Consider the following 12,256-nt stretch of genomic DNA (forward strand, 5'->3'; position numbering starts at 1 on the left):
AAAAAGCGGGATGAAGAAAAATGGAGAAAAGTATCAAGTACCTGATATGAACATCAAAGATATTAAGCTTTACAGGGGACACCTATACTCTGCACCGGAAATGTCTCAAGTGGGAGAGACAGCTGCACCCGTTTTTAATGAAAGTATGTTTGAGTTATTTCCACATCTAAGTGAACGGATGTATAAGATTCTTGAAGAAAACTTCTTTCCATTTTACGAAAAACTCGATCGCCAAATAAATGAGCCTATAACCATTGAAAAAGCAATCGAAGGCTTTGAAGAATTAAAGGCTTTTTATATACGAGCATATGATGATCATTTTGATATCATCATGCCACAAGTCATTCTGTCATCCATAATCGAAGACATGCTTGTGACGTATACCGGTGATCAAACACAAGTCGTCTTGCTGCACGAAATGATGATAGGCGTGATGAACAAATCTCTTGAAATAGATAAGATGCTATCGGATATAGCAAAGGAAGTCCTTCAAGATCCAGAACTTCATCAAGCATTTATTCAGCATGAAAAGAACCCAGAGCTGTTGTATGCACTCAATCACTCGAAAAAAGGAAAACACTTCATTTCGAAATTAGAAGAATTTCTCCAAGTTTACGGCTGGCGATCTGTTAAAAGTCATGACTTTACGGAAGAAACATGGATAGAGAACCCTGAATATATATTAGATATCATTAGAAATAACATTCAGACCCGATGTGATTTTGATGAAGAATTTGCAAAAGCAGTGATCAAAAGACAAGAGACGTATAAACATTTTATGAGTCAAGTGAAGGATGAGTCGTTTAAAACAAAATTTGAGACGCTGTATCAATATGCCCTTCAAGCAGCGAATATCCGAGATGACCACCATTTCTACATTGATGCCATGTTAGATGCTAAAGCCCGGGTATATCTATTAAAAATTGGTGAACTTCTTACACAAAAAGGAGCAATTCCTCATCAAGATGATATATGGAATCTCTATGATGAAGAGGTATACAAAGCACTCACAACGTCTACCTCATTCGAATCGGTTGTCCAGCAAAGAAAAATAGAAATGAAACAAAATGAAGACATTCAACTCCCAGCTTACACCGGCACACCAACTGAAGCTGAATTGCAGCAAGTGGAAAGAATGCTTGGTTCGTTAAGAGAAAACGAAAACAACACAAACGATGTGATCCATGGAATTGGCGCATCCAGTGGTATTGTTTCTGGAAGAGTAAAAGTCATTACATGCGCTGAAGAATTCTCACAATTTCAAAAGGATGATATTTTAGTTTGCAAATCGACTACACCCTTATGGACGAGCTTATTTAGAGATGCAAAAGCAGTCATCACAGATGCTGGAGGCATTTTATCCCATTCAGCTATTATTGCTAGAGAGTATATGATGCCAGCTGTCTTAGGGACTAGAATAGCAACTGAAACACTCCAATCCGGTGACCTTGTGACAGTAGATGGCAGCAATGGACGCGTTCAGATATTAAATCAGCATTCACGTTCATGAACTAATCGTATTGGCGGTCATAGATTTTATCGGTATACTTACTTTGTTGCAAACACATTCATAACCTGAGGTGAGTATGCTTGTTAAAATCTACAAATCAACGAATCATTCGCGCAACAATGGATTTATTAACTGAAAAGGGCTATCAAAAAACAACAACCAAAGAAATAGCGACAAAAGCGAATGTGAGTGAAGCAACTATTTTCCGCAACTTTAAAAACAAACGCGGCGTCATTGCTGCCATTATGAAGATGAAATCATTACCGACAAAAACCCTAGAAGCAGAATTTAAAGGCGATTTATACACCGATTTAAAGTTTCTCGGTACCTATTTCCTTGAAAATTTGACTTCCAAAAAAGAATTTATTTATATCAGCATGCGAGAACCAGATATGTTTAAGGATTTAACGAATCATGAAAAGTTATATCCTCAAGAACTGAGAGAAATGCTGATACAATATTTCAAAAAGATGGGTGCCAAGCATCATGTATTAAAAGAAAAAGAAGACATTTATGCAGACATCTTCATTAGTACGTATTATGGATTTTTCATTCAGCAACTAGAGCAAGATTTCCAACTCGTGCTCACACAAAAAGAAGATTTTATTGAGACATGCACACACATTTTCATGAGAGGAATTTCTCCCGCTTAAAGGGTGAAATTCTTCTTTTTTACAAAAGGTGGTATACACATTGAAGTTAAACAAAGAGAGCCTCATCATCTATTCTTTGTTGCTTGGGGCTATACTAGTTCCAGTCAACTCAACGATGATCGCAGTTGCTCTATCATCCATATCAACGTATTATGATCAATCCCTTTCAAACATCACTTGGGTTGTCACAATTTATCTTATTGTCATGGCAGTCACACAGCCTATCGCTGGTAAGTTAGGAGATATATACGGACACCGGCGAATGTATTTAATTGGGGTCATGCTCTTTTTAATTGGCTCGATCGGATGTGCTTTAGCACCTAATCTAGCTTTTCTCATCATTTTTCGTTCCATTCAAGCAGCTGGTGGTGCTATTTTAACACCGAATAGCATTGCATTGATTCGTGCAACAGTATCCCCCGAAAAACTGTCTAAAACAATGGGATACTTTGGGTTTGGAGCCGGTATTGGTGCCGCACTTGGACCTTTTATTGGTTCGATTCTTATTCAGAGTTTTGATTGGCACTCTATATTCTTTGTAAATATCCCATTCTTGTTCCTTACACTTGTGACCGGCGTATTACTCATTCCAAAAATAAACCATACACGCTTACAAGTAAATGTGGACATCATTGGTTCATTGTACTTAACCATCGGGATTGCCACACTCATTCTATGCACAAAAAGCCATTTGCTAAATGAATACTTGATCTATGGAATTCTAGCGTTGATCGTCATTCCATTATTCTTTATACATGTACGGAAAGTAAAGAATCCGATCATCGATTTATCGCTTTTTAAAAACAGTTCATTTACAAATGCTAACCTGTCGATCATGCTAAGTAATTTTGTCATGTATGCCATCCTTCTAATTATGCCGCTGTTTATGGAACAACAACTTTCACTGTCTCATACACAAAGCGGTATCATTCTATCAGTATTTTCTCTTTGCATGTCTATTAGCGGCTTGCTAGGGGCAAGACTCCATCCGAAAAAAGGCGCTAAAAAAATGATTAGCTTTTCATTTATCTGCCTCACTTTATCAGGGATCATGTTAATCACACTCAGTCAGTACCCTACCTTACCACTGCTTATCGTGACACTTATCGCAGGTGGAATTTCATCAGGGATTGGAATGACTAGTATGCAGATGGCTTCTTTAACGTCTGTTGATCAAAGCTTATCCGGTTCAGCATCTGGTATTTTCTCTACCTTTCGATATTTTGGCAGTATCATTTCGTCTACATTGATTGGTGTCATGAGTGGTTTTCAATCTTTATTTATTGTATTAATGGGTGCAGGCATTCTTGGTTTCTTTTTATCTCAACGTGTAAAAACAAAATCAACCTCCCCATCATCTGAACATTCCGCCTAATGGCTCCCTTGCTCTATGTCTATTTAGAGCGGGGGAGTTTTTCATCATTTGTATCACTGTAAGCTATAGCAAGTGCATCCATCAAATCCTGAAAATCATCTTTTAAAGAAGGAAAAATGGCATACGACCAGACAAAAAAGGAACTTCAAGTACAAATTGTCTCCCCTCACTTCACCTAAAAACTCTTTTTCATTCTTTTCAGCATAGATAACTTCAATTTTTTTTCACAATTTTTGTGGTATGATTTTGAAAATAGAGAACGCAAAGGAGCGGAAGAATGGAACGCATGAAATATGTTTTAATCTGTTTATCAGCTCTACTTTTATTCTTGACAGGCTGTGGAAAAGAACAGCAATTTACACCGCCAGGCAGCTCTCAATCGATCGCTGTCATCTCTCAATTAAAAAAAGCCTCCTTTTCAATAGTTGATATACAAAAAAACAAAATGCTCTCTTCTGTGGATTTAAAACACCCACTTACTGATCTTATTCAAATCAATAAAGACGTCATCATTGCTACAAGTAAAGAGGGAGAATCCCTTATCGAAATCAATTTAAAAAAAGGGACAGCAACAGATTATATGAATTTGGATAAAGGGCTGACTTCCCTTACATATGATGCAGCTTCTCATACATTAATTGCTGCAAATTCGCAGAAAAATGTCGTTTATTTTATTGATACGAAGAGTAAAAAAATAAAATCAACTGTGAAAACCGGAAAATTACCTTCTTCTATGACACTTTCTTCATCAGGTGTTTTATTTGTTTTAAATGCAGAAAGTCATACTGTCTCAGTCATAGATATTGAAAAGGAAAAAAATATACGTACGTTTTCTGTACTTGAACGGCCTTCTGGGATTCATTTTGATGGGCAGTCCATTTGGATCGGCGGCATGGTAAACAAGGTACCTTAAATAAGAGTATTCTTGCTTATGACCCTAAAACTGGCAAAAAACAGCGAGAAATAAAGCTAGGCGTTATGCCTGTTGCATTTTTTCCAGAGAAAAATTCTTCTACTTTATATGTACTATGTCATGGAGATCATACGCTATACAAAGTAGATACCAAAACAAATAAGCAGCTTGCTTCTGTTGAAACTGGTCAAAATCCGAATTATATCACCGCTGATACGACATCAATTTATGTGAGTAACTTGGATGACAACTCAGTATCCATCATCGATAAACACTCACTTATTATGAAAAATCAACTAAATGTCCCATCAGGACCTTATGCTATCGTGTTGGAGGAAAAGAAATGAAGGAACAAATGCGTATTTTAATCGTAGATGATGAGCTTGATATGCTTGAGTTAATCGGGTCTTTTTTAAAGAGACATGGCTTTCACATTACTACTGCGAATAATGGAAAAGATGCCTTGTATCAGCTTGAAAAGGAATCTATTGACCTTGTTGTATTAGATATCATGATGCCTGACATGGATGGATTTGAAGTCTGTCAGCGTATTCGACAAACATCTCAAATTCCAATTTTATTTTTAACAGCAAGGAGTTATGAGGAGGACCGAATTAGAGGACTTGAAATTGGAGCAGATGACTACATCATGAAACCTTTCAGTCTACGTGAGCTAGCAGCAAGAATTGAAACAACCCTGAGACGAATTAGAGGTCTTTCACTAAAGCGCAGCCGAATACAGATTGGTGACATGGAGATTGATCAAGATGGCAGACAAGTTTACCTCCATCAACAGCCCGTTAATTTAACAAGAAGAGAATTTGATTTACTCATGTTTCTTTTGCTCAACCAAGGACAAGTGTTTTCAAGAGAACACCTTTATCAAAAATTGTGGGAATCACATTCAACGAGCGGCTCTTTAAGAACAGTCGATACACATATCAAAACGCTGCGACTGAAATTAAAGGAAGCAGAACGATATATTAAAACCGTTTGGGGTGTCGGCTATAAGTTTGAGGAGGAAGAATGAAGCCATTATCGATTAAAAAGAAAGTACTCTTCTTAATCCTTGCAGTGATCGGAATCGTTGCAGCCTCAGCGCTTGCCCTTACTTTTTACTTATACCAGCATTTATATATTGATAAACAGATCGATTCCTTAAGTTTGCAAGGTAAGAAGCTGGCAGAAATCTATCACACACACGGGAAAGACAAGTATTTTACCGACAGAATGAAATGGGCAAATGACTCAAGTCAGGCGAACGTTATTTTTACAGATGATCCAATGGAACTTTCAAGTGGACTTCCTTTTGATACGGACACAAATGACAATCTCATTACGTTCAAGGAACGCCAAAAGCTCCTTCAAGGTGAAACCGTCGTGTTAATTAGAGAACACCCGAAGTTTCACCAAGATATTCTTGGCATCGCCATTCCTGTTTTCTCAAGCAATGATGATCTATCGGGAACTATTTTCCTCTCCATGCCCTTATCAGATGTATATGAACCCTTTGTTCAAATTAGATTGACGCTTGGTATATCCATCTTATTGATTATGCTCCTGATATTCTTGATCGGATATAAGAGCTCCAATAAAATTGTGCAGACCATTAATAAAATGAAAGAAATTGCAATAGAAATGGAATCTGGTGATTTTTCAAAACGAATGGCCGTAACCAAAAAAGGAGATGAGTTAAACCAGCTTAGCCGCTCCTTTAATAAACTGTCTTCAACTCTCGAAAAAGTTGAACAGCACCGCAGAGAATTTCTTGCGAATGTCTCTCACGAACTTAGAACGCCTTTAAGTTATATGAAAGGCTATGCAGAAGGAATTGAAGAAGGGATCATTGATCAAAAGAAAGGGATGCAAATCATCCAAGATGAGGCCTCACGTTTAAGCCGTCTTGTGCACGATCTTTTAGATCTTGCACAGTTAGAAGGAGACTCTTATCCACTAACGATGGAGCCAATTGTCTTTGCACAGCTGATCCACGATGTTCTTGATCAAATGGCATTCGTCGCTGATAAGAAAAGCATTACTTTCAAACGAACGCTTGAAGAGGATTGTATTGTTTATGGTGATAGCGACCGTCTCCAACAAGTGATACGTAATTTACTGGACAATGCCATTCATTACACGCCATCTGGGAAATCAATATCAATTGAATTACAAGTTCACCAAAGTGTTGCTGAATTAAGAGTGACTGACGAAGGCAATGGTATTCCAAAAGAAGATCTTCCACATGTTTCTGAGCGATTTTATCGTGTCAATAAAGCACGAACAAGAAAAGATGGCGGCTCTGGCCTTGGACTAGCCATTGTCTATCAAATCATCAAAAAACATCATGGGACATTCGACATTCAATCTGAGCCTGGGTTTGGTACAACAGCTATCATTCAACTTCCCAATGCTCCATTCAATGAGAGCTCACCTACTCTATAGCTACTCACATATTTTACTCTCATTGGAATCACTATTTTATCTGATAAATTCAGTATCCATAGAACTTTCTACAACTTGAACAGCTCTTTTCATTAAGAGCTGTTTTTATTTCTAAAAAATAAAAAAATGGCCTTTTTTTATTAACACTTTATTCATATTTGCTTGTTACACTTTTTTCAAGTGAAGAAAAAGGAGTGACATGCTTTTGATCAGACGTTTTCAGAAATTTGATATTTATTTATTTTTCATATTGATCTTATCTGCCATCTTAAACATTTATAACATTTGGGAAGATGATACGGTGAATGCGTATTATACTGCGGCTGTCACAAGTATGATGCAAAACTGGCATAATTTCTTCTTTGCTTCATTTGATCCAGCAGGATATGTCACGGTGGATAAACCCCCGCTCACCTTCTGGCTGCAAACGATGAGTGCCAAAATTTTTGGTCTCCATGGATGGAGCGTCATCTTGCCTCAAGCTTTAGCAGGCATTGGATCTGTTTATCTGATCTATCGTCTTGTCAAACCAACTTTTGGTCAAGCAGCGGCAAGATTAGCGGCACTTATCATGGCGTGTACACCTATTGCGGTTGCTGTATCTCGAACAAATAATATTGACAGCTTACTTGTCTTTATACTTTTACTAGCAACAGGAATGATGTTCAAGGCTGTAAAACAGCAAAAGGTTCTTTGGGCGATTGTTTCGTTTGCGATGATTGGCGTCGGCTTTAATACAAAAATGCTACAAGCCTATATGATCGTACCAGCACTCATTCTTTTTTACATCATTGCCTACCGAACGACATGGAAGAAAAAGTTGTTATCACTGATGATTTCAATGATTGTTCTTTTAGGTGTATCTGCTTCTTGGTCTATCGCTGTTGATCTCACTTATAAAGACAATCGCCCTTATATGGGATCAAGTCAATCGAACTCAGCACTAGAATTAGCCTTTGGTTACAACGGTCTTCAGCGGTTGACTGGTCAACAGTCTGGCGGGGGAGGTGGCACAAATCAGGGTGAGGGACAGCCACCTTCACAGCAGGGTGATCAGCAAAATGACAATGATTCATCCACCATGCCTCAGCCGCCATCTAATGGAAATCAAAACAACTCAGACAATTCAAACCAATCATCCAGTCAGGAACAGCCTTCAATGCAAGGACCACCAAGCAGTGCAAACGGCACAACACCACCTGATATGCCATTTGGCGGTAATGGTGATGTACCGCCAAATGGCGTGGGCGGAAAAATGGGAAATGGCTCCGGCATGTTTGGTACAGGAACCAAGGGACCGCTACGTCTGTTCCAATCTGAACTATCCGATCAAATCAGCTGGCTGCTTCCATTTGCAATCTTCGGTGCGATTGGTATCTTCTTCTCGACTGCCTTTGAAAGAAGACGTCTCAATACAAAACAAAAAGAAACTCTATTTTGGTTAGCTTGGCTTATACCTGTTGCTGCATTTTTCAGTGTAGCAGGATTTTTCCATCATTATTATTTGATCATGCTGGCACCACCAATTGCTGTATTAGCAGGAGCCGGATGGGTTTCGATGACACAATTATTTCAAACAGGAACTGGGTTTAAAAAATGGCTGCTTCCAATTGCGATATTCGTTACAACAGCATTTGAAACCTTTATCCTATCCACTTTTACAAGCACGATCGGTCTTGGACTAAGCATTGCAGTCGGTATCATTGGTGTTGGAACAATCCTTTCTCTGCTTTTGATAAAAGGAAAAGAAAAACGAAAACAATTCGTGTCTCTCATCGCCATCCTTGGCATGCTGGTTGCACCACTATACTGGGCAAGCACACCTCTTCTTTATGGAGGAAATAGTATGCTTCCAGAGGCTGGTCCTCAGCTTGCCACTTCAAGTGGCAGCATGAGTTCACAAGTCAATGAAAAGTTGATCAGCTATCTTGAGAAAAACAATACGGGAGAAGAATTCCTATTCGGAACAACAGATGCAACCACTGCTTCACCTTACATTATTAAAACTGGAAAAGCTGTTATGGCATTAGGTGGATTTAGTGGATCTGATAACATTCTCACTCTTAGTGAATTCAAACAGCTCGTCAAAGACGGCAAAATCAAATACTTCTATCTTTCTGGTATGAGAGGCGGCAGCTCTGACATTCTAACTTGGATTCAAAAAAATGGAAAAGAAGTATCTGCTTCTAAATGGCAGAACAGCTCTACATCCAAAGTGAACCAACAAACAGACAGCCAACAATCAGAACAAAATGATCAGTCAAATGGACGAATGGGCGGAATGGAGAGCGGCACTCTTTATGAACTATCCGTTGATTAATTCATCTATTAAAAGGGAGGAACGATGACTGATGGAAAAGAACATACAATATTCTATTGTAGTCCCAGTCTATAATGAAGAGCTTGTGATCCATGAATCCTATCAGCGACTGAAAACAGTCATGGATTCGACGGGAGAAGCATACGAGCTTCTCTTCGTCAATGACGGTAGTATGGATCGAACAGCTGAACTAATTAAAGGGTATTCCCAAAACGATCCAAAGGTAAGACTCATTGATTTCTCACGTAACTTCGGACACCAAATTGCAATTACAGCTGGGGTGGATTATGCAAAGGGAGAAGCTGTCATCGTGATAGATGCAGACCTACAAGATCCGCCTGAATTGATATTAGAGATGATCGCAAAATGGAAAGAAGGCTATGAAGTCGTATACGCCGTGCGCACCAAACGAAAAGGCGAAACTTTTTTCAAAAAGCAAACCGCTTCCCTTTTCTATCGCGTTTTACGTCAGATCACCGAAGTAGATATCCCAATTGACACCGGTGACTTCAGGTTAATAGATCGTAGAGTGTGCCATGAAATGAGAAAAATACGAGAAAAAAATCCATTTGTTCGCGGGCTAGTCAGCTGGGTAGGTTTCAAACAAATTGCAGTAGAGTACGTTCGAGATGAACGTCTAGCAGGAGAAACAAAATATCCGCTCAAAAAGATGCTTAAGCTCTCGATGGATGGAATCACTTCCTTTTCCTATAAACCTTTGAAGCTAGCGAGTATAGCAGGAATTGCCCTTTCCGCTATCGGATTCATTTCAATGTTTCTTGTACTTTACTTAAAGCTTTTTACAAACAGCACCATTACAGGATGGAGTTCATTAATTGTCATACAGCTGTTCTTTAGCGGCATTATCCTCTTTATGCTGGGAATGATTGGGGAATACATCGGCCGAATCTACGACGAGGCAAAAGATCGACCACTTTACATCGTAAGAGAGAGTTACGGGCTTCAATCAAAGCCACATCCTGTTCAACCACCTGTTCATTTCAAGCAATACAAACAGCATTAAAAAAGCGTGTGAGACCTCTTTCAAGGTCCCGCACGCTTTTTGTATTAAGCAGCTGTTTCAAACCGCTTTCTGTTTATGAAGAAAGAAAGAGTAATCATCAGATAAATGCCCATTGTGACCATTGTTTGGACAATTGGAGTTGTTGACACAACGCCGATGAAAATGGCAATGATCGCAATCACAGAAAACCATGTTGTAAAAGGATACAACTTCACGCGATATCCTCCTGGTTCTGCTACACTTCGAGATTTTAAATGCCCGACAGCAATAATAAACCAGATGAATAAGACCGTATAGCTTAAAGATCCCATTAAATAATTAAAAGTTTGACTGCCTACAAAAAGAGAAATCAATACAGCGGCATACAATGTAGATGTACACACTAGGATTGCTCTAACAGGCACCTGCTGTTTTGATAGCTTTGAGAAGCCCTTCCATACACGCCCATCCATCGCTTGCGTATAAAGTACCCTTGAGGATGCGTACAGTCCAGAGTTCATAGAAGACAAGATCGCTAGTAAAATGATACCGTTCATGATGTCACTTGCATATGGCACGCCAATCGTTGCAAACACGGTGACGAATGGACTCACTTGCTCATTGTTTACTTGATTCCAAGGAATCAAGCTGACGATGATGAAGAACGGCAGTACATAGAAACCGATGATTCGTACAAATGTACTTTGAATAGCCTTTGGAATGACTTTTTCAGGGTTTTTTGTTTCTGCTAATGTGACCCCAATCATTTCAGTCCCGCCATATGAATACACCACAACAAGCATGGCTGCAATTAAGCCGCCCGTTCCATTCGGGAAAAATCCTCCGTGGCCAGTTAAGTTGGATAATCCCGGTGCTGCATGCTGACCAAATGAGACAAAAAGCATGGTTAACCCAATGATAATAAATAAAATAATGACAGCAATTTTAATAGAAGCTAACCAGTACTCCGTCTCAGCAAACATTTTAACGGAACAAACGTTGATCAATGTCACAACAAGTGAAATGATTAACACAAGTATCCAAATCGGCACCTGTGGGAACCAGTACTGAATAAAGATCGCAGATACGATTGCTTCCGCTGCAATGTTCAGCACCCACATTTTCCAGTATATCCAGTCTAAGAAATAAGCCGGATACTTACCTAACACAGGTTCAATTAAATCACGAAACGTTCTTGCGCCAGGTCGTGCAACCGTCATTTCGGCAAGTCCTTGCATAATAAATAATAAAATAAGACCACCAATCATATATGCCAAAATGACAGCAGGACCTGCGATATCGATAGCAGAGCTGCTTCCTTTAAACAGACCAGCACCAATTGCACCGCCAAGTGCGAGCATCATAATATGCCTTGACGTCATTGTTCGTTTTAACTGCACATGTTCCTTTTCCATTTTCTTTAGCTCCTTTAAATTTGAATCTTCAGACAAATATAAGATAAAAGCATATAAAAAGGCCAGTCATCTCCTTGAAGAGACGACTGACCTTGCAACCGCGTTACCACTCTAATTGATTCAACCATAGCTGAATCCATCTTAAAACCCGTTAACGGAGGTCACACGTAAAGACTTACTATTCATTCAGTCTTACCGCTCTTTGAGCGAGTTCAATGATTCGTTTTACTGCGTTGCACCAACCCGCAGCTCTCTTAAAAAACGGATGTTCATCTACTATTCTCAAGTCAAAGCGTTTATAGTCCATTTGTATATTCATCAAAGATTTTATTTTTTAAATATACTGACTAACCACGCAATTGTCAACATCCTTTTTCAGACATTCTCTTTTAACGAATCCAAACAGCTACTTCATCCATCGGACGGCGCGTTTTGCCGCGCTTCGGCTCGGTCACACGATAACCAAAGGCTGCCATGACAGAAATATCATACTGACCATCCTCAAGCAGCCCTTCTTCATCTAGAATGCGATGAATCTCATCGTAGCTGAATCCCTCGACTGGACATGAATCAATGCCAATTTGTGCAGCGGCTGTCATCATGTTTCCAAGGGCAATATACGTTT

11 protein-coding genes and 1 other annotated feature are annotated in these 12,256 nt (G+C 39.1%); of the genes, 9 read left to right on the plus strand and 2 right to left on the minus strand.

From position 1 onward, the window contains the following. The 9 genes from AOQ70_RS16865 to AOQ70_RS16900 all read left to right on the plus strand — a co-directional run. Positions 1 to 1,510: PEP-utilizing enzyme (locus tag AOQ70_RS16865; protein WP_269433635.1), on the plus strand; the 1,510-nt coding region annotated here is incomplete at its 5' end. Between the two features lie 80 nt (positions 1,511 to 1,590). Next, positions 1,591 to 2,163: a TetR/AcrR family transcriptional regulator gene (locus tag AOQ70_RS16870; RefSeq protein ID WP_039181719.1), complete on the plus strand. Its 573-nt coding sequence runs from the start codon at positions 1,591 to 1,593 to the stop codon at positions 2,161 to 2,163. Between the two features lie 40 nt (positions 2,164 to 2,203). Then, the gene (locus AOQ70_RS16875; RefSeq protein ID WP_059377552.1) at positions 2,204 to 3,538 is read left to right on the plus strand and encodes an MFS transporter; all 1,335 of its coding nucleotides are present in this window, start codon (positions 2,204 to 2,206) and stop codon (positions 3,536 to 3,538) included. A gap of 277 nt (positions 3,539 to 3,815) precedes the next feature. Next, positions 3,816 to 4,451, plus strand: coding sequence for a hypothetical protein (locus tag AOQ70_RS20040; protein ID WP_231730899.1), 636 nt, complete (start codon positions 3,816 to 3,818; stop codon positions 4,449 to 4,451). Then, complete coding sequence (locus tag AOQ70_RS20045; RefSeq protein WP_231730900.1) at positions 4,418 to 4,798, plus strand: YncE family protein; 381 nt, start codon at positions 4,418 to 4,420, stop codon at positions 4,796 to 4,798. Before AOQ70_RS20040 ends, AOQ70_RS20045 begins: the two co-directional genes overlap by 34 nt. Next, positions 4,795 to 5,481, plus strand: a complete 687-nt coding sequence (locus AOQ70_RS16885; RefSeq protein WP_041088081.1) for a response regulator transcription factor — start codon at positions 4,795 to 4,797, stop codon at positions 5,479 to 5,481. Before AOQ70_RS20045 ends, AOQ70_RS16885 begins: the two co-directional genes overlap by 4 nt. Next, positions 5,478 to 6,893: a HAMP domain-containing sensor histidine kinase gene (locus tag AOQ70_RS16890; protein ID WP_059377554.1), complete on the plus strand. Its 1,416-nt coding sequence runs from the start codon at positions 5,478 to 5,480 to the stop codon at positions 6,891 to 6,893. The genes AOQ70_RS16885 and AOQ70_RS16890 overlap by 4 nt, the downstream gene beginning before the upstream one ends. Positions 6,894 to 7,098: 205 nt before the next feature. Beyond that, positions 7,099 to 9,213 (plus strand): ArnT family glycosyltransferase, encoded by a 2,115-nt coding sequence (locus tag AOQ70_RS16895; protein ID WP_059377557.1) that lies wholly within the window; start codon positions 7,099 to 7,101, stop codon positions 9,211 to 9,213. 31 nt (positions 9,214 to 9,244) lie between these two features. Next, positions 9,245 to 10,237 (plus strand): glycosyltransferase family 2 protein, encoded by a 993-nt coding sequence (locus AOQ70_RS16900; protein WP_059377560.1) that lies wholly within the window; start codon positions 9,245 to 9,247, stop codon positions 10,235 to 10,237. A gap of 44 nt (positions 10,238 to 10,281) precedes the next feature. On the opposite strand, the gene AOQ70_RS16905 is transcribed toward AOQ70_RS16900, so the two are convergent. Beyond that, positions 10,282 to 11,631, minus strand: coding sequence for an amino acid permease (locus tag AOQ70_RS16905; protein ID WP_059377561.1), 1,350 nt, complete (start codon positions 11,629 to 11,631; stop codon positions 10,282 to 10,284). A gap of 75 nt (positions 11,632 to 11,706) precedes the next feature. Next, positions 11,707 to 11,931, minus strand: a binding site (T-box leader). Positions 11,932 to 12,020: 89 nt separating this feature from the next. Continuing rightward, on the minus strand, positions 12,021 to 12,256 hold a 236-nt coding region (locus AOQ70_RS16910), incomplete at its 5' end, for a nitroreductase family protein (protein ID WP_197414617.1).

This window comes from Bacillus sp. AM 13(2015) (assembly GCF_001518755.1).
Taxonomy (GTDB): Bacteria; Bacillota; Bacilli; order Bacillales; family Bacillaceae; genus Bacillus; species Bacillus safensis.